Annotated in this window: 20 protein-coding genes; 9 read left to right on the forward strand and 11 right to left on the reverse strand. The window is 71.4% G+C overall.

The window, feature by feature from the left end:
• Positions 1 to 61: 61 nt before the first annotated feature.
• The gene (locus OG718_RS38120) at positions 62 to 550 is read left to right on the forward strand and encodes a GNAT family N-acetyltransferase (protein WP_143631173.1); all 489 of its coding nucleotides are present in this window, start codon (positions 62 to 64) and stop codon (positions 548 to 550) included.
• Here the strand turns inward: OG718_RS38120 and OG718_RS38125 are convergent.
• Positions 531 to 1205 (reverse strand): TetR family transcriptional regulator, encoded by a 675-nt coding sequence (locus tag OG718_RS38125; RefSeq protein ID WP_328846356.1) that lies wholly within the window; start codon positions 1203 to 1205, stop codon positions 531 to 533. The two genes, OG718_RS38120 and OG718_RS38125, sit on opposite strands and share 20 nt — an antisense overlap.
• A gap of 112 nt (positions 1206 to 1317) precedes the next feature.
• Positions 1318 to 2502 (reverse strand): MarP family serine protease, encoded by a 1185-nt coding sequence (locus tag OG718_RS38130; RefSeq protein WP_143631168.1) that lies wholly within the window; start codon positions 2500 to 2502, stop codon positions 1318 to 1320.
• A gap of 189 nt (positions 2503 to 2691) precedes the next feature.
• Between OG718_RS38130 and OG718_RS38135 the strand changes: the two genes are divergently transcribed.
• Together OG718_RS38135 and OG718_RS38140 are read left to right on the forward strand one after the other, a co-directional pair.
• Positions 2692 to 3609 carry a peptidoglycan recognition protein family protein gene (locus tag OG718_RS38135; protein WP_328846357.1) on the forward strand — a complete coding sequence of 306 codons (918 nt, stop codon included), beginning with the start codon at positions 2692 to 2694 and terminating at the stop codon, positions 3607 to 3609.
• A 152-nt stretch (positions 3610 to 3761) separates the two neighbouring features.
• Positions 3762 to 4025 carry a hypothetical protein gene (locus tag OG718_RS38140; protein WP_306940440.1) on the forward strand — a complete coding sequence of 88 codons (264 nt, stop codon included), beginning with the start codon at positions 3762 to 3764 and terminating at the stop codon, positions 4023 to 4025.
• Between the two features lie 91 nt (positions 4026 to 4116).
• Here OG718_RS38140 and OG718_RS38145 read toward each other — a convergent pair whose 3' ends face one another.
• Positions 4117 to 4635: a DUF4240 domain-containing protein gene (locus OG718_RS38145; RefSeq protein ID WP_306943698.1), complete on the reverse strand. Its 519-nt coding sequence runs from the start codon at positions 4633 to 4635 to the stop codon at positions 4117 to 4119.
• Positions 4636 to 4757: 122 nt separating this feature from the next.
• Here OG718_RS38145 and OG718_RS38150 point away from each other — a divergent pair, with 122 nt between their 5' ends.
• Positions 4758 to 5729 (forward strand): SDR family oxidoreductase, encoded by a 972-nt coding sequence (locus tag OG718_RS38150; RefSeq protein WP_328846358.1) that lies wholly within the window; start codon positions 4758 to 4760, stop codon positions 5727 to 5729.
• Positions 5730 to 5766: 37 nt separating this feature from the next.
• Here OG718_RS38150 and OG718_RS38155 read toward each other — a convergent pair whose 3' ends face one another.
• From OG718_RS38155 to OG718_RS38180, 6 genes are all read right to left on the reverse strand, one after another.
• Positions 5767 to 6747 carry a helix-turn-helix transcriptional regulator gene (locus OG718_RS38155; RefSeq protein WP_328846359.1) on the reverse strand — a complete coding sequence of 327 codons (981 nt, stop codon included), beginning with the start codon at positions 6745 to 6747 and terminating at the stop codon, positions 5767 to 5769.
• A gap of 158 nt (positions 6748 to 6905) precedes the next feature.
• Positions 6906 to 9611 (reverse strand): pyruvate dehydrogenase (acetyl-transferring), homodimeric type, encoded by a 2706-nt coding sequence (gene aceE, locus OG718_RS38160; RefSeq protein ID WP_328846360.1) that lies wholly within the window; start codon positions 9609 to 9611, stop codon positions 6906 to 6908.
• A 358-nt stretch (positions 9612 to 9969) separates the two neighbouring features.
• The gene (locus OG718_RS38165; protein ID WP_143631160.1) at positions 9970 to 10608 is read right to left on the reverse strand and encodes a GntR family transcriptional regulator; all 639 of its coding nucleotides are present in this window, start codon (positions 10606 to 10608) and stop codon (positions 9970 to 9972) included.
• A gap of 385 nt (positions 10609 to 10993) precedes the next feature.
• Complete coding sequence (sucB, locus tag OG718_RS38170; protein ID WP_143631157.1) at positions 10994 to 12802, reverse strand: 2-oxoglutarate dehydrogenase, E2 component, dihydrolipoamide succinyltransferase; 1809 nt, start codon at positions 12800 to 12802, stop codon at positions 10994 to 10996.
• Between the two features lie 67 nt (positions 12803 to 12869).
• Positions 12870 to 14258, reverse strand: a complete 1389-nt coding sequence (lpdA, locus tag OG718_RS38175) for a dihydrolipoyl dehydrogenase (RefSeq protein WP_055618698.1) — start codon at positions 14256 to 14258, stop codon at positions 12870 to 12872.
• A gap of 293 nt (positions 14259 to 14551) precedes the next feature.
• A complete protein-coding gene (locus tag OG718_RS38180; protein ID WP_143631156.1) occupies positions 14552 to 16102 on the reverse strand; it encodes a leucyl aminopeptidase in 1551 nt (516 codons plus the stop codon).
• Between the two features lie 282 nt (positions 16103 to 16384).
• Between OG718_RS38180 and OG718_RS38185 the strand changes: the two genes are divergently transcribed.
• From OG718_RS38185 to OG718_RS38200, 4 genes are all read left to right on the forward strand, one after another.
• A complete protein-coding gene (locus OG718_RS38185; RefSeq protein ID WP_260694799.1) occupies positions 16385 to 18421 on the forward strand; it encodes a hypothetical protein in 2037 nt (678 codons plus the stop codon).
• Positions 18422 to 18512: 91 nt separating this feature from the next.
• The gene (gene pelF / locus OG718_RS38190) at positions 18513 to 20036 is read left to right on the forward strand and encodes a GT4 family glycosyltransferase PelF (protein ID WP_328846361.1); all 1524 of its coding nucleotides are present in this window, start codon (positions 18513 to 18515) and stop codon (positions 20034 to 20036) included.
• Positions 20033 to 21553 carry a hypothetical protein gene (locus OG718_RS38195; protein ID WP_143631152.1) on the forward strand — a complete coding sequence of 507 codons (1521 nt, stop codon included), beginning with the start codon at positions 20033 to 20035 and terminating at the stop codon, positions 21551 to 21553. Before pelF ends, OG718_RS38195 begins: the two co-directional genes overlap by 4 nt.
• Positions 21550 to 22194: a spherulation-specific family 4 protein gene (locus OG718_RS38200; RefSeq protein WP_306940447.1), complete on the forward strand. Its 645-nt coding sequence runs from the start codon at positions 21550 to 21552 to the stop codon at positions 22192 to 22194. Before OG718_RS38195 ends, OG718_RS38200 begins: the two co-directional genes overlap by 4 nt.
• Before the next feature lie 203 nt (positions 22195 to 22397).
• Here OG718_RS38200 and OG718_RS38205 read toward each other — a convergent pair whose 3' ends face one another.
• Positions 22398 to 23201, reverse strand: a complete 804-nt coding sequence (locus tag OG718_RS38205) for an adenosylcobinamide-GDP ribazoletransferase (protein ID WP_328846362.1) — start codon at positions 23199 to 23201, stop codon at positions 22398 to 22400.
• A gap of 60 nt (positions 23202 to 23261) precedes the next feature.
• On the opposite strand from OG718_RS38205, the gene OG718_RS38210 reads away from it, so the two are divergent.
• The gene (locus tag OG718_RS38210) at positions 23262 to 24029 is read left to right on the forward strand and encodes a hypothetical protein (protein WP_143631146.1); all 768 of its coding nucleotides are present in this window, start codon (positions 23262 to 23264) and stop codon (positions 24027 to 24029) included.
• On the opposite strand, the gene OG718_RS38215 is transcribed toward OG718_RS38210, so the two are convergent.
• Positions 23966 to 24667 (reverse strand): hypothetical protein, encoded by a 702-nt coding sequence (locus OG718_RS38215; RefSeq protein ID WP_328846363.1) that lies wholly within the window; start codon positions 24665 to 24667, stop codon positions 23966 to 23968. The genes OG718_RS38210 and OG718_RS38215 overlap by 64 nt on opposite strands.
• Between the last annotated feature and the right edge of the window lie 57 nt (positions 24668 to 24724).

The raw sequence follows: 24724 nt of genomic DNA on the forward strand, positions 1-24724 counted from the left end.
GTGTGCCGAGGGTGGTCGGTATACCGGACGGCGCCGCGCGCGCCGGTCGTAAAGTGACGTCATGCCCGAGCCGTCCATACGCACCGCCCGGCCCGACGACGAAGAGGCGCTGGGCCGTCTCGACCGCGCGATCTGGTCCTATCAGCACGCCGTCAGACCCCAGGAGCAGCAGCCGTACGATCCGTTCTTCAACGAGCGCTTCGGCCCCCGCGACCACCTGGTCGCGGAGCTGGAGGGGCGCGTCATCGGCTACGTACGGCTCGGTTTCCCCACCCCGCTCGTCTCGAACGCGCACGTACGGCAGATCCAGGGCCTCGCCGTCGCCGAAGACGCACGCGGCTTCGGCGTGGGACGGGCGCTGATCCGCGCGGTCGTCGCCGAGGCCCGCAGCCAGGGCGCCCTGCGGATCACCCTGCGCGTCCTCGGTCACAACGCCCCGGCCCGCAAGCTCTACGAGTCCGAGGGCTTCGTGATCGAGGGGATCCAGCCCGGGGAGTTCTACCTGGACGGGGAGTACGTGGACGACGTACTCATGGGGCGGAGTCTCTGACGTTCCGCGGCTCCGCCAACAGCCGTATCCCGCCCGTCAGTTCCCGCAGGCAGCGCACCGCGAGCTCCGCGGGTGAGCCCAGGCCCTCGACGTCCGCGTCCGACTCGGCCCAGGTCTCCAGGGCGACCCGGATCGCGTCCGTGGCGGCCGCGGCGGCGAGGCGGATCTCCAGCGGGTCGGCGTCGTCGCCCGCCAGCCGGGCCACCAGGGGGATGAGCTTGTCCTCGGACTCCTGGTTCACGCGGTACCAGACCGCGCGCAGCGCAGGGTCCTCGGCGCACGCCCGCAGCAGGCCCCGGGTCCAGCGCAGTCCCTCCGCCTTGGCCTCGTGGGGGACGGTCAGCGACGCGATGACGGCCGATTCCAGCGCCCGGGGGAGCGCGGTACCCGGCTCTGCCGCCGCCAGGCGCTCCCGCCAGTGGTCGCCGCCGACCGCGAGGAGGGGGCCGACGGCGTCCTGCTTGTTGCGGAAGTAGCGGTAGAAGGTCCGCAGCGCGACACCGGCGCGTACGGCGATCTCCTCGGCCGTGGTGCCGTCGGGACCGCGCTCGGTGAAGAGCTCGGCGGCGGCGCGGGCGATGTCGAACTGGGTTGCCGCCTTGCGGCGCTCGGTCAGCGACGGGGTCCTGGTCGCTGCGGACGACTTGGTGCTCACGCGGGGAAGCGTACGCCCGGAGGAAGGCAGGGGCATGTTTCGCCTGGGTGGCAAAACGTGCCAACTGGCTGGTCGTCCACCTGCTTCCGGGCCGCGCCGGGCCGCTCGGGGGTCAGGAGGTGACGAGGTCGCCCGTGTCCACCGCGGCCTTCGCCTTCGCCGCGCGCCGGGCATCGCCCGCGACCTCGTCGGCGGTCAGCACGTAACCCGTCTCGTTGTCGCTCGTGGAGCGGGCGAAGACGACGCCGTAGACCTTGCCTGTGGTGGTCAGCAGGGGACCGCCGGAGTTGCCGGGACGGACCGTGGAGCGGATCGAGTAGATCTCGCGGGTGACCGGGTCGGAGCCGTAGATGTTCTGGCCCCTGGCATTGATCTTGTTGGCGACGGTGGCCGCCTGGAGGTCGAGACCGCCGTCCTGCGGGTAGCCCGCGACCACGGCCGCGTCGCCGCGGGTCGCGCTGGTGTCGAAGGGCAGCACGGGCGCCTTCAGGCCCGGGACGTCGAGCACGGCCACGTCCTTCGCCGGGTCGAAGAGGACGACCCTCGCCTCGTACGCCTTGCCCGTGCCGCCCACGCGGACGGTCGGTTCGTCGATGCCCGCCACCACGTGCGCGTTGGTCATCACGTGCTCCGGCGCGTACACGAAGCCACTGCCCTCACGGCCCTGGGTGCCGACCGCGCCCTCGACCTTCACGGTGGAGCGCTGGGCGGCCCGGGTGGCGGCCGCGGTGACGCTGTCCCCCGAGGGCTTGGCGACGCTGGCCGCCGGCTCGTTCTCGAAGGGGTTGAAGACCTGCGGGAAGCCCGCCTCTGTGAGCGCCGAGGTGGCCCGGGAGAACCAGGTCGGGGTGGTCTCCGGCATCGCGTCCTGCACCGCGCCGAGCAGCGCGGAGTCACGGATCGACGAGGTGACCACGGGTGAGGCCGACGCGCCGAGGACGCTCGCGGCGACCCATGCCACCAGCAGCACGGCGATCCCGTTGGCCGCGGCGCCGCCCACTCCGTCGACCGTGCGCAAGGGGCCGCTGTCCAGTTCGCGCCGGAGCTTGAGGGCCAGCCGGCCCGCCAGCTCGTGGCCCGCGGCGGCGGGCAGCAGCACCGTGAGCACCGCGGTGACCGTCGCCGCCGTGGTCCCCGCCTCCACCAGGTCCATCATCCAGGGCAGCACCCACACGCCGATCACGGCACCGCCCACGAAGCCGGCCAGGGACACACAGCCCGCGACGAGCCCGCGCCGGTAGCCGGACGCCGCATAGCCGAGGATCACCAGCAACAGCAGGATGTCGAGCAGGTCCACGGAGCTCCCTTTCTCTTGGGTCTCCTAGTACGTGCCGGGAGGGCCCAGTGATCAGGTACGCGCGCGTGGAAACCGGCCATCCGGCACGCGTGCGTGGACCTGTAGAAACGTCTCGGACCGGGACGTTGGTTCCACCGGGTGGCACAGCACACATCGCGGACGGCCCGACTGTCCCTGAGAGTGGATCCCATGTGCGCCCATCGAACCCCTCCGCCACACCGCGCCCGTGGCGCGCTGCGGGGGGTTCGCGCACGCTGGCGAAGGACGCTGCGGCGGACCGGGCCCGAAGCCGACGGCGAAACCGGGCCCCGTCCGTCGGCCGACACCGGGCCCCGTCCGTCGGCCCTGGACCGCATACCCCGCCCCGCGCGCGTCGCCCTCGCCTGTGTCCCCGGCCTGGTCGCCGTCACCGGTCTCGTGCTGTGCGCCGTCGGGGTCGACCGGACGCCGGGCGAGGCGAAGCGTCCCGTCGCGGCTCGGGCCGCCGTGGGGCACCAGGCCGCCCGGCCCCCGATCGTGCCGCGGGAACGCTGGCTGGCAGACGCCGCCTACACCAGGCCGCCGACCCGGTACGCCGGCCGCGTGTCGGCCGTGTTCGTGCACCACACCGACTCGCCGAACGGCTACGACTGCGCCGACGCTCCCAAGATCATCCGGTACCTGTACGCGGGACAGGCAGGGGTCCGGCACTGGGACGACATCGGCTACAACTTCCTCGTCGACCGCTGCGGCACGATCTACGAGGGCCGGGCGGGCGGCATCGACCGCGCCGTCGTCGGCGCCCACACGCAGGGCTTCAACGTGGGCACGACGGGCATCGCCGCGATAGGGACCTTCACCGCGGGCGTCCCGGTCCCCAAGGCCATGACCGACGCCATAGCGGCCGTCGCCGCCTGGAAACTCGGCCTCGTGGGCATCGACCCGCGCGCCCACGTGCGGCTCCTCTCCACCAACAGCCTGAGCAAGTACCCGGCCGGCACCCGCGGGACCTTCACCGCCCTCTCCGGCCACACCGACGGCTACTGGACCGCCTGCCCGGGCGCCGCCCTGATGGCGAGGCTGCCCGAGATCAGGGAACACGCGGCCCACCTCCAGGGCAGGCGTTAGGTCCTGGGGCCCTGTCGCCCGGGTCCCGCCCATCCCGCGTCCCTGCCCCGCGACTCCCCGTAACGCCTCACAGGTACGCCACAGCCGGCTCACGGATCACCCCGAGCAACGCCTTCTAGCGTCGAGGCACGCACTGACCGGAGGTGGGGATCATGAGCAGTCGCAAGGAGCAGCAGACCCGGGGGACTTCGCTGTGGGCACGGGCCGCACGCAGCCCGTGGACCGTGGCCTGTGTGGTGGCCGCCGTCGTGGTGGGGCCGTCCGCCGCCACCGCGTCCGCACTGGACCGGGCCAACGCGGCTCCGCCGCACAGCGCACGGAAGGACGGCTCGCCCGTGGCCGCGGCCTGGCCGACCGCCGTGGTCGCCCCCGCGCACCAGACCCGGACGGCAGGGCCGCGCGGCTCCTCCTGGTGAGACGGTTCTCCCGGTGAAGCGGGTTCTCCCGGTGGGAGCGTCCGTCAGTTCCGCGGTGTGACCGCCCACCAGTCGGCCGGTGGGCCCGCCGTCAGTCCGCGAACCGGTCCCACAGCTGGGGGAAACGCTCCGCCAGCTGCGCCTGGTTCTCCAGGTCCAGCGCGGTGCCCAGCGGCTCGGGCGGCGCGGCCGGAATACCGAGGTCCGGGGCGACCGTGCCGGTGAGCTGCTCGTACGCCTCGTCCGCCGCGTAACCCAGCTCCTCACCGTCCCCGTCGACCTCGTCGTCGAAGTCCGTGAGGAGGTCGGCGAGCTTGTCGGGATCGTGCACGCCGGCCTCGTACACCTCCCGGCCCTGGCCGATCAGCCAGCAGCGGAAGAAGTCGAAGGCGTCGTCGCTGGCCCCGTCGAGCAGGATCCAGGCCGCGCCCCACAGATCCCACATGTACGCACGGTTGTAGCGGGCCTCGAAGTGACGGGCGAAGTCCAGGACCATCTCGGGGTCCAACTGGACGAGCCGCTCCACGAGCAGGTCGGCCTGCTCCTCGGGGTCGCCCTCGGCGGCCTCGCGGGTCGCGTCCACCAGCTCCCAGAACTCCGTCTCGTCCATCACGGGACAAGCATCGGGCCTCGACCCGGCCCGCGCACCCGGGGACAGGCAGATCGTTATGCGCGCACATGCCCACGGAAAGTCCGACAGCAGATGTCGGTATTCGGCGCGATGCTCGGACCATGGAGACGACAGCACAGACGAAAGCCCAGGAACACGGCCGGCAACTCGAAGGAAAGGTCGCCCTGGTCGGGGGTGCCACACGAGGCGCCGGACGGGCCATGGCGGTGGAACTGGGCCGCGCCGGAGCCACGGTCTACGTGACGGGACGCACGACCCGCGAGCACGTCAGCGAGGTCGGCCGGACCACCGAGACCATCGAGGGGACGGCCGAACTGGTCGACGAGGCCGCGGGCGCCACCGGCCGGGGCATCGCGGTCCCGACGGACCACCTGGAGCCCGACCAGGTACGCGCCCTCGTCGACCGCATCGACCGCGAACAGGGCCGCCTCGACATCCTCGTCAACGACATGTGGGGCGGCGACGTCCTCCTCGACTGGTCGGCGGAGAAGCAGCCCGACATGTGGGACATGGACCTCGACAAGGGGCTGCGGATCATGCGCCTCGGCATCGAGTCGCACATCATCACCAGCCACACCGCGCTCCCGCTCCTCGTCCGCAACCCCGGCGGCCTGCTCGTCGAGGTCACCGACGGCACGGAGGAGTACAACCGCCGCTACCGCAAACCGTTCTTCTACGACCTGGCCAAGACGACCCCCATCCGCATGGCCCACGACCTCGGGGAGGAGCTCAGGGAGCACGGCTGTACGGCGGTCTGCCTCACCCCGGGCTGGCTGCGCTCGGAGGCGATGCTCGACACCGCCTTCAAGGTCACCGAGGAGAACTGGCGGGACGCCTGCGCGCACGTCCCGCACTTCGCGATCTCCGAGACGCCCACCTATGTCGGGCGGGCCCTGGTCGCGCTCGCAGCCGACCCCGACGCGGCCCGCTGGAACGGACAGTCGCTCTCCAGCGGCGGCCTCGCCCAGGAGTACGGCTTCACGGACGTCGACGGCTCGGCGCCCGACGCGTGGCGCTACCTGATCGAGGTGGAGTCACAGGGCAAGCCGGCGGATGTGACGGGCTACCGGTAACCCGTCACGCTCACTCCTCAGTCCTCAGTCCTGTGCGTCAGCCTTTTGTGTCGTAGTACGCCGCCGTCCGGGCCGCCGCCTCGGCGAAGCGCCCGCGGAGCTCGGACGGCTCCAGGACCTCCACCTCGGGACCGAGGGAGAGGAGCTGGGTGTACGCGACGTCGTACGACTCGACCGGCAGCGTGACCGTGACCCGGCCCGTGTCGTCGGGCGGGCCGGCCGCTGCCAGGGCCTCCTGCGCGGAGAGCGGATCGACGGTGCGCCTCAGCCGCCGCGCGCCCGCCTCGGTGAGCCGCACCACGACCGTCGCCCGCAGGAGCGAGCGCGCGAACTGGGCCGCCCGCTCCGCCCAGAAGCCCGGCAGGTCGAACCCCTCGTCGCGGCTGAAGCGCTCTTCGCCGGGCTCGACCGACGTGAACCGGTCGATGCGGTAGACGCGGAAGGACCCGGGATCGGTGACACGGGCGCACACGTACCAGACGCCCGCCTTGAGGATGAGCCCGTACGGCTCCAACTCGCGCTCCACGTCGGTCTCCCGGCGCCGGTAGCGCGCGGTGATCCGACGGTCGTCCCACACCGCCTCCGCGACCTCGGGCAGCAGCTCGGGCGTCTTGGGCTCGGCGAACCAGGCGGGGGCGTCCAGGTGGAAACGCTGGGACGCGGCGCGGGAGGCGTCCTTGAGGGAGGGGAGGAGGGCCGCGGACACCTTGAGCCGGGCGGCGGAGGCGGCGTCCTCAAGGCCCATCTCCCGGAGCGCGCCGGGCACACCCGAGAGGAACAGGGCCTCGGCCTCGCTCCTGGCGAGCCCGGTGAGCCGGGTCCGGTACCCGCCGATCAGCCGGTACCCGCCGGCCCGGCCGCGGTCCGCGTAGACCGGGACACCCGCCTCCGAAAGGGCCTGCGCGTCCCGGGTGATCGTCCGCTCCGACACCTCCAGCTCCCGAGCGAGCTCGGCGGCCGTCATCGACGGCCGGGACTGGAGCAGCAACACCATCTTGATGAGCCGGGCAGCACGCATGTGTTCATGATGCCGGGTGGGTGGGTGCGGGTCGTATGTGGCTGGTCGCGCAGTTCCCCGCGCCCCTAAAAGACAAAATCCAGGGGCGCAGCCCCGCTTTCAGGGGCGCGGGGAACTGCGCGACCAACCCCCACCGGCCCGCAGCCGGCGTACGACAACTACAACCCGTACCGTTCCCGCGCTTCCTTCACCGCGGAGGCCGGCACCTCACCGCGCCGCGCAAGCTGCGCCAGCGCCGCCACGACGATCGACTGCGCGTCGACACCGAAGTGCCGGCGAGCGGCCTCGCGGGTGTCGGACAGGCCGAACCCGTCCGCGCCGAGCGAGGAGTAGTCCTGCTCGACCCACTGCGCGATCTGGTCGGGCACCTGCCGCATGTAGTCGGAGACCGCGAGGACGGGCCCCTCGGCACCCTGCAGCGCCTGACGGACGTACGGCACCCGGTCCTCGCCGCGCAGCAGCGCCGCGTCGGCCTCCAGCGCGTCCCGACGCAGCTCCGTCCAGGACGTGGCGGACCAGACGTCCGCGGCCACGCCCCACTCCTCGGCGAGCAGCCTCTGCGCCTCCAGGACCCAGTGGATCGCCGTGCCGGAGCCCAGCAGCTGGATGCGCGAGGCGTTGGCGGCGTTGACCTGGACACCGGCCGACTCCGCCGTGTTGAAGCGGTACAGGCCCTTGACGATGCCCTCGTCGATACCGAGACCCGACGGCTTCGCGGGCTGCGGGATCGGCTCGTTGTAGACGGTGAGGTAGTAGAAGACGTTCTGGTCCTCGCCGGGCGCAGCCTCGCCGTACATACGGCGCAGACCGTCCTTGACGATCGTCGCGACCTCGTACGCGAACGCCGGGTCGTACGACAGGGCCGCCGGGTTGGTCGCCGCGATGACCGGAGAGTGCCCGTCCGCGTGCTGCAGGCCCTCGCCCGTCAGCGTCGTACGGCCGGCCGTCGCGCCGACGAGGAAGCCTCGGCCGAGCTGGTCGCCGAGCTGCCACATCTGGTCGGCCGTGCGCTGCCAGCCGAACATCGAGTAGAAGATGTAGAACGGGATCATCGTCTCGCCGTGCGTGGAGTACGCGGTGGACGCGGCGATGAAGTCGGCCATCGAACCGGCCTCGGTGATCCCCTCGTTGAGGATCTGGCCGTCCTTGGCCTCCTTGTAGTACATCAACTGGTCACGGTCGACCGGCTCGTACGTCTGCCCCTTCGGCGAGTAGATGCCGAGGGACGGGAAGAGGCTCTCCATACCGAAGGTGCGCGCCTCGTCGGGGACGATCGGCACCCAGCGCTTCCCGGACTGCTTGTCGCGGACCAGGTCCTTGACCAGGCGTACGAAGGCCATGGTCGTCGCCACGTTCTGCGAGCCGGAGCCCTTGTCGAAGGCCGCGAACGCCTTGTCGGCGGGGGCGGGCAGCGGGGCGACCGCGTGCGTACGGCGGGCCGGGGCCGGGCCGCCGAGGGCAGCGCGGCGCTCCTGGAGGTAACGGACCTCGGGGGAGCCGGCGCCCGGGTGGCCGTAGGGGACCACACCGTCGACGAAGTCACTGTCCTTGATGGGCAGTTCGAGCAGGTCACGCATCTGCTTGAACTCGTCCGTCGACAGCTTCTTCATCTGGTGGTTGGCGTTCTTCGACGCGAAGCCCTCGCCGAGCGTGAAGCCCTTGACCGTCTGCGCCAGGATCACGGTGGGAGCGCCCTTGTGCTCGACGGCCGCCTTGTAGGCCGCGTACACCTTGCGCGCCTCGTGACCACCGCGCGAGAGGTGGAAACACTCCAGGATCTTGTCGTCGCTCAGCAGCTTCGCCAGCTCGACGAGCGCCGGGTCGGAGCCGAAGAAGTCCTGGCGGATGTAGGCGGCGTCACGGGTCTGGTACGTCTGCACCTGCGCGTCCGGGACCTCGCGGAGGCGGCGGACGAGGGCGCCGGTGGTGTCCAGCCGGAACAGCTCGTCCCAGGCGTTGCCCCACAGCGACTTGATGACGTTCCAGCCGGCGCCGCGGAACTGGGCCTCCAGCTCCTGCACGATCTTGAAGTTCGCGCGGACCGGGCCGTCGAGGCGCTGGAGGTTGCAGTTGATGACGAAGGTCAGGTTGTCCAGGCCCTCGCGGGAGGCGAGTGCGAGTGCAGCCGTCGACTCCGGCTCGTCCATCTCGCCGTCACCGAGGAACGCCCAGACGTGCGACTGGGACACGTCCTTGATGCCGCGGTTGGTCAGATAGCGGTTGAAGCGCGCCTGATAGATGGCCGACAGCGGGCCGAGGCCCATCGACACCGTCGGGAACTCCCACAGCCACGGCAGGCGCCGCGGGTGCGGGTACGACGGGAGGCCGTTGCCGCCCGCCTCCTGGCGGAAGTTGTCGAGGTGCTGCTCGTTCAGCCGGCCGTCGAGGAAGGCGCGGGCGTAGATGCCGGGGGAGGCGTGGCCCTGGATGTAGAGCTGGTCGCCGGACCCGTCGGCCTCCTTGCCCTTGAAGAAGTGGTTGAAGCCCGTCTCGTAGAGCCAGGCCGCGGAGGCGAAGGTGGCGATGTGGCCGCCCACGCCGTGTTTCGCGCCCCGGGTCACCATCGCGGCCGCGTTCCAGCGGTTCCACGCGGTGATCCTGCGCTCCATCGCCTCGTCGCCGTCCACCGCGGGTTCGGCGGCGGTCGGGATGGTGTTGACGTAGTCGGTCTCAAGCAGCTTGGGCAGCGCCAGACCGCCCGCCTCGGCGCGTTCCAGCGTGCGGCGCATCAGGTACGCGGCACGGTGCGGCCCGGCCGCCTTGGTGACGGCGTCCAGGGAGGCCTGCCATTCGGCGGTCTCCTCCGGGTCACGGTCCGGGAGCTGGTCGAGCTCGCTCGGCTGGATTGCGGTGGGGTCGGTCATTGCGCCGCCTTCCGGATGCGGAGGGGGGTTCCCTCGTCGGTAAGGGGTTTTCGGGGGTGCCCTTGGTCTTTGGCAGGACAGGGCGGCAGGCTCTGGTGGGAGCCCGCCGATGACTGTAACTCGCTGATCGATGATCGATCAAAGGGTTGAAGGGCAAAACCTCTTGATCACGAGAAAGTAGGCACGGGGTGCCTTGGCGCCAGGCACCGGGTGCCTTGTTTTCGCAGGTCGGAGTGCATATGAAGTGCGTTTGAGCAGGGTGCCGCTCCGCTGTTCGGAGCCAGGAGCGCTCGTTTGTCCCTGGTCAGGAGGGCTCGCCGCCGGTCCACGGTCCGGAGGACCCGCGGCCCGTCCACGGTCAGGAGGGCTCGCTGCCCGTCCTCGGTGCGCAGCCCAGTACATGCGCCTTCACCAGCTCCGCGATCAGCGGGTCCCGGCGGCGGAACGCCTCCACCAGGGCCTCGTGCTCCTCCGCGTACGACTGCTGGACCGTGCCCAGCCAACGGATCGACAGGGCGGTGAACACCTCGATGCCGAGACCTTCCCAGGTGTGCAGAAGCACGGAGTTGCCCGCGGCGCGGACCAGCTCGCGGTGGAAGGCCACCGTGTGGCGGACCTGGCCGGTGCCGTCGGCCTTGCGGTCGGCCTCGTACAGGGCGGTGACGTGCGGTTCCAGTGACGAGCAGTCGGCGGCGAGCCGCTCGGCGGCCAGCTCGGCCGCGATGGCCTCCAGACCGGCCCGTACCGGGTAGCTCTCCTCCAGGTCCGCCGCGGTGAGGTTGCGTACGCGTACGCCCTTGTTGGGGGCCGACTCGATCAGGCGCAGCGACTCCAGCTCGCGCAGGGCCTCCCGCACGGGTGTCTGGCTGACCTCCAGCTCGGTGGCGATCCGGCGCTCCACGATCCGCTCGCCCGGCTTCCAGCGACCGCTCACGATCCCCTCCACGATGTGCTCGCGGATCTGTTCGCGGAGCGAGTGGACGACGGGCGCGGTCATTGGGGCTCCTTTGGTGGGGGCGCTCCGGCCCCGAGGGCGTTGACTTCTAGACAATAAGGCCGGGTCCGGCGTGGGGAGAGGTGCCGGGGGCGCTTTCGCGCAGGTGAGACGAGACTTACACGCCGTGGCTGTGATCTGGGTTGCGCCGTGGGACGGGTGGTTGTTCGCAGGCTGCCGGCCGTCCCTGGCTGGTCGCGCAGTTCCCCGCGCCCCTGAAAAGCGGGGCTGCACCCCTGGCTTTTCATCTTTCAGGGGCGCGGGGAACTGCGCGATCAACCCCCACCGGCCCGCAGGATGGCCACGGTCTCTGCGGCCGGGGAACGCAAAGGGCCCCCGCCCGGAGAACCGGGCGGGGGCACCTCGTCGTGCGATGCGGCGGTGGAGCCTACAGGCCGAGTTCGACCTCGAACTCGCCCGCCTCCAGGATCGCCTTGACCGCCGTCAGGTAGCGGGCGGCGTCGGCGCCGTCCACCAGGCGGTGGTCGTAGGAGAGCGTCAGGTAGGTCATGTCGCGGACGCCGATGACCGTACCCTCCTCCGTCTCGATGACGGCCGGACGCTTGACCGTGGCGCCGATGCCCAGGATCGCGACCTGGTTCGGCGGCACGATGATCGTGTCGAAGAGCGCGCCGCGCGAGCCGGTGTTCGAGATCGTGAAGGTCGCGCCGGACAGCTCGTCCGGAGTGATCTTGTTGGCCCGGACCTTGCCCGCCAGGTCGGCGGTGGCCTTCGCGATGCCGGCGATGTTGAGGTCGCCCGCGTGCTTGATGACCGGGGTCATCAGGCCCTTCTCGGAGTCCACCGCGATACCGACGTTCTCGGTGTCGAAGTAGGTGATCGTGCCCTCTTCGACGTTGATCCGGGCGTTGACGGCCGGGTGGGCCTTCAGCGCCTGGGCCGCCGCCTTCACGTAGAACGGCATCGGGGAGAGCTTGACGCCCTCGCGGGCCCCGAAGGAGTCCTTCGCCTGCGCGCGCAGCCTCATCAGCCGCGTGACGTCGACCTCGACGACCGAGGACAACTGGGCCTGCTCGTGCAGGGCCTTCACCATGTTGTCGCCGATGACCTTGCGGATGCGGGGCATCTTCACGGTCTGGCCGCGGAGGGGAGAAGCCTCCAGGGTCGGGGCCTTCTTGGCGGTGCTCGGGGCTGCCGCGGCCGGAGCCGGAGCCGCCGCGGCGGCCTTCGCGGCCTCGGCGGCGGCGAGGACGTCCTGCTTGCGGATACGGCCGCCGACGCCGGTGCCCTTGACGGTGGCCAGGTCGACGCCGTTCTCGGCGGCGAGCTTGCGCACCAGCGGGGTCACGTACGCGCCGTCGTCACCGGAGGTCGCGGCGGGAGCCGGGGCCGGGGTGACGGGAGCGGCCGCGACCGGCGCGGGAGCCGGGGCGGGCGTCGGAGCCGGAGCGGCGGGCTGGACCGGAGCCGGTGCGGCTGCGGCCGGGGCGGCCGGAGCAGCAGGTGCCGGAGTCGGAGCCGGAGCCGGAGGAGCAGCCGGGGCCGGAGCCTCGGCGGCGGGCGCCGGAGCCGGGGCCGCGGGAGCCGGAGCGGCGGCCGGAGCCGCGCCCGGGGCGCCGATGACGGCGAGCTTCGCGCCGACCTCGGCGGTCTCGTCCTCGCCGACCACGATCTCCAGCAGCACGCCTGCGGCGGGCGACGGGATCTCGGTGTCGACCTTGTCCGTGGAGACCTCGAGCAGCGGCTCGTCCTCCGCCACCTCCTCGCCGACCTCCTTGAGCCACCGGGTGACGGTGCCCTCGGTGACCGACTCGCCCAGCGCGGGGAGGACCACGTCGGTGCCCTCGGCGCTGCCGCCGCCGGAGGCGGCCTCGGCGGTCGGGGCCGGCGCCGGAGCGGCGGCCTCGGCGGACGGGGTGGCCTGCGGAGCCGGCTCGGGAGCGGCGGCCGGGGCCGGAGCCTCGGCGGCGGGCGCCTCGGCGGCGGCAGGTGCGCCGGAGCCGTCGTCGATGACGGCCAGCTCGGCGCCGACCTCGACCGTCTCGTCCTCGGCGACCTTGATGGAGGCGAGCACGCCAGCGGCAGGGGAGGGGATCTCGGTGTCGACCTTGTCGGTGGACACCTCGAGCAGCGGCTCGTCGGCCTCGACGCGCTCGCCCTCGGCCTTCAGCCAGCGGGTGACAGTGCCCTCGGTGACGCTCTCGCCGAGCGCCGGAAGGGTTACGGAAACCGCCATGGTTTCGGTTGCTCCTTACGAATTGCGGAAGTCTGTGTCGTCGCGTCGTGAGTTGACCGAGGGTCGGTCAGTCGTGCGAGTGCAGCGGCTTGCCGGCGAGAGCGAGGTGGGCCTCGCCCATCGCCTCGTTCTGCGTGGGGTGAGCGTGGATGAGCTGCGCGACCTCGGCGGGCAGCGCCTCCCAGTTGTAGATCAGCTGGGCCTCGCCCACCTGCTCGCCCATGCGGTCGCCGACCATGTGGACGCCGACCACGGCACCGTCCTTGACCTGGACGAGCTTGATCTCGCCCGCGGTCTTGAGGATCTTGCTCTTGCCGTTGCCCGCGAGGTTGTACTTCAGAGCGACGACCTTGTCCGCACCGTAGATCTCCTTGGCCTTGGCCTCGGTGATACCGACGGAGGCGACCTCGGGGTGGCAGTACGTCACCCGCGGCACGCCGTCGTAGTCGATCGGAACGGTCTTCAGACCGGCGAGACGCTCCGCGACCAGGATGCCCTCGGCGAAGCCGACGTGCGCGAGCTGGAGCGTCGGGACCAGGTCACCGACGGCCGAGATGGTCGGCACGTTCGTGCGCATGTACTCGTCGACGAGGACGTAGCCGCGGTCCAGCGCGACGCCCTGCTCCTCGTAGCCGAGACCGGCGGAGACCGGCCCGCGGCCGATGGCGACCAGGAGGATCTCGGCCTCGAAGGTCTTGCCGTCGGCGAGGGTCACGCGGACGCCGTCCTGCGTGTACTCGGCCTTCTCGAAGAACGTGCCGAGGTTGAACTTGATGCCGCGCTTGCGGAAGGCGCGCTCAAGAAGCTTGGAGCTGTTCTCGTCCTCTACCGGGACGAGGTGCTTGAGACCCTCGATGACCGTGACGTCGGTGCCGAAGGACTTCCACGCGGAGGCGAACTCGACGCCGATGACGCCGCCGCCCAGCACGATCGCGGACTGCGGGACGCGGTCCAGCTTCAGCGCGTGGTCCGAGGAGACGATGCGGTTGCCGTCGATCTCCAGGCCCGGCAGCGACTTCGGCACGGAGCCGGTCGCCAGAAGCACGTGACGGCCCTGGATGCGCTGGCCGTTGACGTCCACGGAGGTCGGGGACGACAGGCGGCCCTCACCCTCGATGTACGTCACCTTGCGCGAGGCCACCAGGCCCTGCAGGCCCTTGTAGAGGCCGCTGATCACGTCGTCCTTGTACTTGTGGACGGCGTTGATGTCGATGCCCTGGAAAGTCGTCAGGACACCGTACTGGTCCGCCTCGCGTGCCTGGTCGGCGATCTCGCCGGCATGCAGCAGGGCCTTGGTGGGAATGCAGCCGTTGTGCAGGCAGGTGCCGCCGAGCTTGTTCTTCTCGATCAGGGCGACGTCCAGGCCCAGCTGCGCTCCGCGCAGGGCCGCGGCGTAGCCGCCGCTACCACCGCCGAGGATCACTAGGTCGAAAACGGTGCTGGCGTCGTTCGCCACGTCACGTCCTCCATGCATGTGCGCCGTACGCCGGTCTGCGTCGACCGGGCGGCGGCTGGTGTCCGGCCGCTCTTTCTTCGGCCCTGTGGTGGGCCCTGTCCTGCCGAGAACCCATCTTCGCACCTGTCGGCGCCGAGCGGGACGCCGGGCCGTGCAGTGAGACGTCTGATCGATCACACGGCAGTGCGTTTGACCGGCCCCGCGCCCCGTCAGGGGCGCGGGGCACTGCGCGATCAGCCACTGACGGCCCGCACCCGCCGTACGACGGGCCGGACCGAGCCAGTGGGCGGGCCTCAGCCCAAATCGCCCGCGGCCGTGATCTCCGCCAGCCGCACGAGAGTCCGTACGGCAGACCCCGTCCCGCCCTTGGGCGTGTAACCGAACGGCCCCTGCTCATTGAAGGCGGGCCCCGCGATGTCGAGGTGCGCCCATGTGATCCCCTCGCCCACGAACTCCTTGAGGAAGAGTCCGGCGACCAGGCCGCCGCCGTACCGCTCGCCCATGTTGGCGATGTCGGCGGTCGGGGAGTCCATCCCCTTCTTCAGGTGGTCCGGCAGCGGCATCGGCCACGCCGCCTCGCCGACCTCCTCGGCCGCCTCGTACACCGCCGTACGGAACGAGTCGTCGTTCGCCATGACACCGAACGTCCGGTTCCCCAGCGCCAGCATCATCGCCCCGGTCAGCGTCGCCACGTCGACGATCGCGTCCGGGGTCTCCTCGGAGGCCTTGGCGAGCGCGTCGGCGAGGACGAGCCGGCCCTCGGCGTCGGTGTTGAGGACCTCGACGGTCTTGCCGCTGTACATGCGCAGCACGTCGCCGGGACGGGTCGCGGAACCGGAGGGCATGTTCTCCGCCAGCGCGAGCCAGCCGGTCACGTTGACCTCGAGACCCAGCCGTGAGGCGGCGACGACCGCGGCGAACACGGCGGCGGCGCCGCTCATGTCGCACTTCATCGTCTCGTTGTGCCCGGCCGGCTTCAGCGAGATGCCGCCCGAGTCGTAGGTGATGCCCTTGCCGACGAAGGCGAGGTGCTTCTTCGCCTTGGAGGAGGTGTACGACAGCTTCACCAGGCGGGGCGCGGACGTGGAACCGACGCCGACACCGAGGATGCCGCCGTAGCCGCCCTTCTCCAGGGCCTTCTCGTCGAGCACCTGCACCTTGATGCCGTGCTCCTTGGCCGCGGCCTGCGCGACGGCCGCGAAGGCCTCCGGGTTCAGGTCGTTCGGCGGGGTGTTGATGAGGTCACGGGCGCGGTTCAGCTCCTCGGACACGGCGGTGGCGCGCTCGATCGCGGCCTTGAACGCCTTGTCGCGGGGCTTGCCGCCGAGCAGCGTGACCTCGGCGAGCGGGGCCTTGCCGTTCTTGGCGTCCTTCCCGCTGCCGTTGCTCTTGGCGTTCTCCTTGTAGACGTCGAAGGAGTACGCGCCGAGCAGCGCGCCCTCGCCGACGGCGCCCGCGTCGGCGGCGTCCTCGATCGGCAGGGCGAACGCGGCCTTCTTCGAACCGGCGAGGGCACGTGCGGCGACACCGGCCGCCCGGCGCAGGGTCTCCCCGGAGAAGGACCCGTCCTTCTCCGGCAGAGCACCGAGACCGACCGCAAGCACGAGCGGTGCCTTGAAGCCGGACGGAGCCGGCAGCTTCGTCACCTCGCCCTCGCCGCCCGAGGCGCCGAGGGTCTCCAGAACGCCGGCGAGCCTGCCGTCGTACGCCTTGTCCACGGCCTCGGCGCCCGGTGCCACGACCAGGTCCCCGGACTTGGGCCCGGTGCCCTTGGCGACACCGACGACGATGGCGTCGACCCGCAGGCCGGGCGCCGCGGCGGTGCTGAGAGTGAGAGCAGTCACGGTGGTGAAATCTCGCTTCCATTGAGTTGCTGTGGCCGTCAGGGGTGACGTCGGCCGGGGCGGTGGAGTCCCGGGCACGAGCCTACGCGCGGTGGCGCGTTTCGCTCATTCCAGCGGCCGTTCATCCGTGCGTGGTGGCCTGGCCACTTATCACCCTTCACTTCTGTGACCTGAGACACACTCCTGCTGTTTGCGATGAGTAACCCACTCGTCGCTTTGCATGATTTCCACGGATCCTCCTCGAACTGACCATCAGGGGATCTTGTTGGGGGAGGGGCGAACATGGCGCAGAGTGCGCACAGATGGAGAAACGCGGCCGCCGTCATGGCGGCCGCCGGTCTGCTGAGCCTGGGGCTGGGAACCCCCGGAGCGTCGGCGGCGGAAGAGCCGCGCATCGATCTGAAAGTGCTCGTCGTCGACAACGGCGACAGCCCCGTGGAAGCCATCACGGAGGAGCTGAGGACCACCGGCATCCCGTACACGACCGTCGACCTGAACGACTCCGGCCGCCCGGCCATCACCGAGGCGTTCCTGAGCGACACGGTGGACGGCACGCCGCGCGCCAAGTACCAGGGTGTCGTGCTGCCCAACGAGGCGCCGTTCGGGTCGGGTTCTGCCGAGCAAACGGCCCTGGAGACGTACGAGAGGACCTTCGGCATTCCCCAGGTCGACGCCTACACGTGGGCGCACCCCGGGGTCGGCCTCGACTACACGGACGCGGGCGGCTGGGCCGGAACGCTCGACGGCCGCGAGGCGGCGGTCACCACGGCGGGCGGGGCGGGCTATTTCGGCTACCTCGACGGACCCCTCGCATTCGAGGACAACTCGCCCTCCATCCAGGAGAGTTACGGCTACGTGGCCCGGCCCCGCGCGGGCTTCACCAGCTACGTCGACACCGCCGTGCCCGGTGGGAGCGGCCGTGGCAGCCTGGTGGGCGAGTACGCGCACGACGGGCGTCGCGAACTCGTCGTGACCTTCGCCTACAACCACTACCAGCAGCAGTTCCGCGTCCTTGCCCGCGGCATTGTCGAATGGCTGACCCAGGGCGTGCACCTCGGTCAGAGCAGGAACTATTTTTCTGTCCATGTCGACGACGTCTTCGCGCCCGACAGCCGCTGGGACACCGAACGCAACTGCACGCCCGGCGACTTCGACTGCGTGGGCGGTGACGGAGAGGGGACCACGCCGATCCGTATGTCCGCGGCCGACGCGGTGTACGCCGCCCAGTGGCAGCGGGACAGCGGCTTCACCCTCGACATGGTCTACAACGCCGGAGCGGGTGAGGAGTGGAAGAGCGAGAACGGCAACGTCGACGCGCTGACCGACCAGCTCCTCGCCGACAAGGGCGAGTACCGCTGGGTCAACCACACCTACACGCACCCCTTCCTCGGCTGCGTCCAGGACACCAGCACCGTGCCGTGGAGCTGCGCGAAGAACGCCGACGGCTCGACCCGGTACGTGAGCCGCGCCGACATCTCGGCGGAGATCCGCGACAACAGACTCTGGGCGGCGAGCCACGGACTGCCCGTCGACAGCAGCGAGTTGGTGACCGGCGAGCACTCGGGGCTGAAGACCCTGCCGCAGCAGCCGGACGACAACCCGAACCTCGCGGGCGCCCTCGCGGACAACGGCATCGACTGGACCGCATCCGACAACTCCCGTGAACCCAAGCAGCGTTCGGTGGGCAGCGCCCTGACCGTGCCCCGCTACCCGATGAACGTGTACTACAACGTCGGCACGGCCGAGGAGATCACCGACGAGTACAACTGGATCTACACCTCGAAGGCCGACGGCGGCAGCGGCATCTGCGAGAACAACCCCACGTCGACCTGCCTCGACGACCCGCTCGACACGGCGACCGGCTTCGAGTCGTACATCCTCCCGCAGGAGGCCCGCACCGCCCTCGGTCACGCCGTGGGCAACGACCCGCGCCCGCACTACGTGCACCAGTCCAACCTGGCCGAGGACCGGCTGCTCTACCCGGTCCTGGACAAGGTGCTCGCCGACTACCGCGCGCTCTACGCCGACAACGCCCCGCTGGAGAACCCGCGGCAGAGCACCGTCGGCACCGAGCTGAAACGCCGCGCGGCCTGGCAGGAGGCCGTCGCCGACGGTGACGTCACCGCGTACCGCGTCGGCACGACCGTCACCGTCACCGCCCCGTCCGGGACACAGATCCCGGTGACCGCGCCCGAAGGGACACTCAAGCAACTCCTGCTCGGCACCACCGCGTTCGGGACGCCGTACGCGGGGGAGCGATCGGCCTGGACCACGCCGGACGCTCTGCAGACAGCCCTCACCCTGAGACTGCCCGCATAACGGAGACAAGCGCCGCAGCACGACGCGCGCCCCGGCCAAGACCGGCCGGGGCGCGACCGAGCCGTAAGAAATGTTCCAGGGGGGAACACGCATGATGAGCAAGGGCCGTCATGTCACCATGCTCACGGAGGGCACGTATCCGCTGGTCCACGGCGGGGTCAGCACCTGGTGCGACCAGCTCGTGAAGGGGATGCCCGAAGTCCGGTTCAACGTCGTCTCGCTCTCCGGCAACGGCCGCGAACCCGTGACCTGGGAGCTGCCGGGCAACGTCTACCAGCACACGTCCGTACCGCTCTGGGGCACGCTGCAGGGGTCCCGGCGCGCACCGCGCGGCCCCGCCCGCCGCCGCTTCATCGACACCTACGAGCGGTTCCTGCTGTCCTTCCTGGACCCCGAGGCGCACTGCGACTTCGGCGAGGCCTTCTACGAACTCGCCCGACTCGCCCGTGACGGAAAGCTGTCGGCGGCCCTGCGCACCGAGGCCGCGCTGCGCTCGCTGATGTGGATCTGGACCATGCCGCATCTCCGGATCGCCCAGGCATGCCCCACCGTGCACGACGCGCTGACCGCCACCGACCTGCTGGAGCACGCGCTGCGCCCGCTGGGCGTCCGGCTGCCCGAGGACTCCGTCTCGCACGCCACCGGCAGCGGTCTGGCCACCCTTCCCGCCCTGGCCGCACGGCAGTTGGACGGCACCCCGTTCCTGCTCACCGAGCACGGCATCTATCTGCGCGAGCGCTACCTCGGCTACCGCAGCGACGCACAGCGGTGGCCGGTCAAGGCCCTGATGCTCGGCTTCTACCGCGAGCTCAACACCCTCGGCTACAAGGCGGCCGACCTGATCACCCCGTGCAACCAGTACAACCGCCGCTGGGAGGAGCGCGGAGGCGCCGACCCGGACAAGATCCGTACCGTCTACAACGGCGTCGACCCCGCCGCCTTCCCGCACGCCGGACCCGAGCCGGACGTACCCACGCTCACCTGGTGCGGCCGCGTCGACCCCATCAAGGACCTCGAAACGCTGCTGCGCGCGTACGCCATGGTGCGCGCCGAACTCCCCGAGACCAGGCTGCGGTTGTTCGGCCCGGTACCGCCCGGTGGAGAGGCGTACAAGACCCGGCTGGAGAAGCTCGCAGCCGAACTGGGCGTCACGGACGGGCTCACCTTCGAGGGCCGGATCAGCGAGGTGTGGCGGGCCTACGCGGCCGGGCACGTCGTGATGCTCTCCTCCATCTCGGAGGGCTTCCCCTTCTCGATCATCGAGGCCATGTCGTGCGGCCGGACCACCGTGTCCACCGACGTGGGCGGCGTCGGCGAGGCCGTCGGCGACACCGGGCTCGTGGTGCCGCCGCGCGAGCCCGAGAAGATGGCCGCCGCCGCACTCGTCCTGCTGCGGGACGACGAACGCCGCCTGGAACTGGGCCGGTTGTCCCGCCAGCGCGTCATCGAACGCTTCACGCTCCGCCGCTCCGTGGACGCCTTCCGCACGATCTACCAGGAACTCGCGGGCCTGCCCGAGGTGTACGAGCCCACGCTGGAGACCGTCGCCGACTGGACCCTCGAACTGCGCGACCCCTGGTACCAGGCCGTCGCGACGGACGGGACCGGCTGGTGAGCGGATCGATCCGGATGCCGCCGGGCTCGCGGCCCGACACCCTGCCCTATGTGCCGCGCCAACGCCGCCCCAGCTGGGCGGAAGCCGACCCGGTGGACGAACTCGCCACGCGCCTGGAGGAGTTCATAGCCGCCGCGGTCCACCCGGACGAGATAGCGGCGCTCCTGGAGTCCGACGGCATGTCGGACGACCAGATACGCGAGAAGTACGGCTGCAAGGACTCCTTCTCGCTCGCCGAGGAGTTGTACGAGCGCGTCGAGCGCCGCCACCCCGAACCCCCGGGACCGGCCCACGATCCCTGGCAAATAGGCCTGCTGGGCTGCCTGTTGAGAGGCGTCGTCTTCGCCCTGCCCGGCCTCGGCTACGTCCTCGGGGCTCCTCTCCTCGCGGGCCCGCAGGACGGCCTCGGGCTCCCCGCCGGCACGGTCCCGCTGCTGGCCGGCGCCCTGTGCGGCTGGACCTGGAACCAGGGGCTCGCCCACCGGGCGTACTCCTGGCTGGGGTTGGGCGACAAGGCGGCCTCCCGCCGCTCGCTCCTCGTCGGGGCACCCATGGGCGCCCTGCTCGGCTCGCTCGTCGCACTCGCCGTCGCCCCCGGCCACCTCGGCGCGGTCGCCTTCGCCGCCGGCCAGTCCTGCTACCTCGCGGCCGCCACCGTGCTGCTGGTGATGGGCCGCGAACGGGCCCTGCTGGCCGCCCTGTTGCCCATGGCGGCCGGTGCCGTACTGGCGATGGCCCAGCCGGTGCCCGAGACCGTGAGACTGGGCCTGCTGCTCGGCTCGCTCGGCATCGTCGGCGCGCTCGCCGCCATCGAGGTCGCCCCGGCCGTACGGCAGTCGGGGGACGGGACACGGATCGGCTGGTCCGCCGGGTTCGCGGCCCTGCTGCCCTTCGGCGGCGCCCAGGAGACCAAACGGTCGCGCAGCGCCTCGCCCTGGCTCGCCGGCTCCCTGCCGTACGCCTTCTTCGGCCTCGGCAGCGGTGTCCTCGTCGTGTTCGTGGCGCTCGGCGACGTCCTGGCCGACGGGTCGTCGACCGCCGCGGTCGCCGCCCCGGCCGCCGTGGCGCTCACGCTGAGCATGGGGCCGGCCGAGTGGCTGCTCTACCGGTTCCGCAGCGGAAGCCTCGCCGGACTGCGCTCCAGCAGCACCTCACGCGAGTTCTGGCGGACCACCGCGGGCACCCTCGTCAAATGTCTCAGCGGCTATCTCGCCGCGCTGTTCCTGCTGAGCCTCGCCACGGCCGCGCTCTGGCCGCACGCGCCCGGCCTCGACGGCGTACGGCTCACCGCCCTGCTGCTCCTCGGGGTCGTCCTCTGGACCGGCCTGCTGCTCCAGTCGTTCGGCGCCGTCCTGAGCGCCGCCGTGGTCTGCTGCGCCGCGGGGCTCGCCCAGGCCGGGGCGCTGCTCGCGGACGAGAGCCCGCACCTGGTCGGCCTCGTCGTGTACGGCGCGGCTGCCGCGGTGCTGGCGACCCTGGTCTGCTGGCAACTGGGAAGGGCGACCGCCCACAGATGAGCACCCTCCTCGTCCCGTACTACGAGCACCCGTCCGTCCGCCCCGCCGAATGGGAGGCGATCGTCGCGGCCGCGCCCCGCCTCTACGGGGTCGTACTGAACCCGGCCAGCGGTCCCGGCGAGCGCCCCGACCCGGCCTTCGCCGAGGTCGCCGAGCGGCTGCGGGGGAGTGACGTCCGGGTGCTCGGGTACGCCGACACCGACTACGGCCGCAGGCCGCGCACGGAGGTCGTCCGTGACCTCGCTCGCCACCGCGACTGGTACGGCGTGGACGGCGCCTTCCTCGACCAAGTCGCCTCAGGGCTCGGCGACTTCGGCCACTACCAGCGGCTCGCCACGTCCGCCTGGGGGGCGGGCTGCACCACCCTCGCCCTCAACCACGGGGCGCCACCGCATCCCGCGTACGCCCGCCTCGCCGACGTCCTCGTCACCTTCGAGGGCACGTGGGAGACGTACCGCAGCCTCCGCCCGGCCCCGTTCCCGGTGGGCCGCACCCGCCAGTGCCACCTGGTCCACGGCGTCCCGCCGGGCGTCCCCGTGGGCGACCTGGCCCGCGCCCGGGGCGCCACGATCCACTGCGCGGTCCCCGGCGAGGGGACCCACCCATGGGGCACCTTGCCGCATGCCTTGCAGGCGGGCTGAGTTCTTCGCCTGCGGGCGGGTGGGGGCTGGTCGCGCAGTTCCCCGCGCCCCTGGGTGGGTGGGGGTTTCGGTGGTTTGCGACGTGCAGGTCGTCCGTGGCTGGTCGCGCAGTTCCCCGCGCCCCTGAAAGCGGGCTGCGCCCCAGGCTTTGTCTTTTAGGGGCGCGGGGAACTGCGCGACCAGCCCCCACCGGGCCCGCACTGTCACCACAAAGCAAGAACCACCAGCGCCGCGGTAGCGGCAGTTTCGGCCAGTCCTCCGAAGACGTCCCCGGTGATCCCGCCGAACCGGCGGACACAGTGCCGCAGCAGAAGCTCGGCGCACCCGCACGCGGCCAGCACGGCAACCACCCCGTGGACGGCCCCGTACGTCCCGAAACCCGCCCCCGCGACCGCCGCGAGGACAGTGACACCGGCGACGACCAGCACAGCCCCCCGCAGGGGCACCGTCCCCGCGACCGCCGCCCCCAACCCCTCCGGCCGAGCCGGCGGCACGCCACCCCGCGCGGCCAGCGTGAGCGCGAGCCGGGCCGCGACCGCCGACACGACGGTCGCGAAAGCACCGCGCCCCCAAGAGACGCCGTAGGCCTCCGCAAGCGCCGCCACCTGGGCGAACAGCACGAACACAAGGGTGATGACACCGAACGGCCCGATGTCCGACTGCTTCATGACGCGCAGCGCGTCCTCCGCCGGCTTGCCGCTGCCGAGCCCGTCGGCGGTGTCGGCGAGCCCGTCGAGGTGGAGGCCGCGCGTCAGGACGGCGGGCACGGCCGCCCCGGCGACGGCCGCGAGCAGCGGACCCGCGCCGAGGACCAGCAGGAACAGACCGAGCGCCGCGGCGGCGAGACCCACGACCAGCCCGGCGACGGGCGCGCACAGCATCCCGGTCCGTGCGGCCTCACGGTCCCACCGCGTCACCTCGACGGGCAGCACGGTGAGCGTTCCGAAGGCGAAACGGAAGCCGTCGGACCAGGAGGTCCCGGGAGTTTCCGGCGAGGGCGTGGACACCGGCGCAGGTTACCCGGCGGCCCGAGAGCCGCCCACGGCAGCCGCGGATAAAGTGCGCACATGGGTCATTGGTGGACACGGAACATCACCGAACCGGGAAAGCTGCCGCTGCTGCTGGCGCTCTCCTCCTTCGTACTGACCTTCGTGATCACACGGATCGTCGTCCGGATGATCCGCGCGGGCAAGGGCCCCTTCGGCAACGTCGAGGCCGGCGGCGTCCACATCCACCACGTGGTCCCCGGAGTCGTCCTGACCGTGATCGGCGGCTTCGGCGCGGTGGCGAGCGGCCGGCACGGCTTCGGTTCGGCAGTGTTCGCCGTGGTGTTCGGGATCGGCGCGGGACTCGTACTCGACGAGTTCGCGCTGATCCTGCACCTCGACGACGTCTACTGGAGCGAGGAGGGCCGCAAGAGTGTCGAGGTCGTGGTGCTCACCGCGGCCCTGGTGGGCCTGATGCTCAGCGGCTTCCTGCCGTTCGGCGTCAACGACCTCACCGAGGACGAACTGCAGGACCGCGCGAGCGTCATCGTGAGCATCGGGCTGAACTTCCTCATCTCGCTGCTGGCCCTGAGCAAGGGCAAGGCACGTATGGCGATCTTCGGCGTGGTCGTCCCGCTCGTCGCCCTGGTCGGCGCCGTCCGCCTCGCCCGCCCCGGCTCGCCGTGGGCCAAGCGCTTCTACCGCAGACGGCACCGTGCCCGGGCCAGGGCCCAGCTGCGGGCCTATCACCACGACCGCCGCTGGGCGGGCCCCCGCCGTAAGGTTCAGGACTGGATCGGCGGAAAACCGGACCCGGAGCCCGTCCGGTCCCTGCCCGGAGGCCGGTGACGCAGCTCGGAGATCCCGCACAGCACCAGCACGGCCGCGATCGCGGCCAGATGCTCCTTGCCCGCCAGGTTCTCCTTGAGCAGCACCTCCACCACCATGGCCGCGACGACCACCCCCGCGGTGACGTACGCGTGGTATCGCCAACAGAGGAAGACCGCGAGCCCGACCACGGCCGCCGACGGCCCGGTATCCACGACCAGCGAGTCCGAGGCGGGCAGCCCCAGAAAGCCGTGCGGGCCGAGCGCGATGCCGACGCGCGCGTAGAGGGTGCCGGCCAGCGTGGCGACGTACGCGATGACGAGCGTGCGCCACCGGCCCAGACAGATCTCGGCGATCCCGAACACGATCAGGATCTGCGCGAGCGCACCCCACACGGGAAGGTCGAGGGCCGGTACGAAGAGGGAGAACGGGGTGCGCAGAAGGGCGAGCCAGAGCGGGTCCTCGGCGCGGACGGCACCGATGTTCTGGATGAACCGGTAGCCCCAGGGCTGGTTCTGCACGTACTGCGTGAGCGCCGTCAGGCACACCGCGGCGACGGTCATGGGGATCGCACGCAGGCGCCGCTCGACGAGACCCGCGCGTACGGCCGCGTACAGCGGGCCCCATTCGGCGCGGGCCAGGCGGGCGAGCGTGTTCATCGGCGGGTGACCGCCGGTCCGTGCGTGGTCGTCTGCCTCGTCCGTCTCATCCGTGCG

The organism is Streptomyces sp. NBC_00258 (assembly GCF_036182465.1).
Lineage (GTDB): Bacteria > Actinomycetota > Actinomycetes > Streptomycetales > Streptomycetaceae > Streptomyces.

Coding starts and splice junctions, on each gene's coding strand:
- OG718_RS38165 (WP_143631160.1), bottom strand. CDS start 10,608: ATGACCGCGCCCGTCGTCCACTCGCTCCGCGAACAGATCCGCGAGCAC.
- OG718_RS38140 (WP_306940440.1), top strand. CDS start 3,762: ATGAGCAGTCGCAAGGAGCAGCAGACCCGGGGGACTTCGCTGTGGGCA.
- OG718_RS38145 (WP_306943698.1), bottom strand. CDS start 4,635: ATGGACGAGACGGAGTTCTGGGAGCTGGTGGACGCGACCCGCGAGGCC.
- OG718_RS38135 (WP_328846357.1), top strand. CDS start 2,692: ATGTGCGCCCATCGAACCCCTCCGCCACACCGCGCCCGTGGCGCGCTG.
- OG718_RS38155 (WP_328846359.1), bottom strand. CDS start 6,747: ATGCGTGCTGCCCGGCTCATCAAGATGGTGTTGCTGCTCCAGTCCCGG.
- OG718_RS38120 (WP_143631173.1), top strand. CDS start 62: ATGCCCGAGCCGTCCATACGCACCGCCCGGCCCGACGACGAAGAGGCG.
- OG718_RS38215 (WP_328846363.1), bottom strand. CDS start 24,667: ATGAACACGCTCGCCCGCCTGGCCCGCGCCGAATGGGGCCCGCTGTAC.
- OG718_RS38200 (WP_306940447.1), top strand. CDS start 21,550: ATGAGCACCCTCCTCGTCCCGTACTACGAGCACCCGTCCGTCCGCCCC.
- OG718_RS38210 (WP_143631146.1), top strand. CDS start 23,262: ATGGGTCATTGGTGGACACGGAACATCACCGAACCGGGAAAGCTGCCG.
- OG718_RS38185 (WP_260694799.1), top strand. CDS start 16,385: ATGGCGCAGAGTGCGCACAGATGGAGAAACGCGGCCGCCGTCATGGCG.
- pelF (WP_328846361.1), top strand. CDS start 18,513: ATGATGAGCAAGGGCCGTCATGTCACCATGCTCACGGAGGGCACGTAT.
- sucB (WP_143631157.1), bottom strand. CDS start 12,802: ATGGCGGTTTCCGTAACCCTTCCGGCGCTCGGCGAGAGCGTCACCGAG.
- OG718_RS38150 (WP_328846358.1), top strand. CDS start 4,758: ATGGAGACGACAGCACAGACGAAAGCCCAGGAACACGGCCGGCAACTC.
- aceE (WP_328846360.1), bottom strand. CDS start 9,611: ATGACCGACCCCACCGCAATCCAGCCGAGCGAGCTCGACCAGCTCCCG.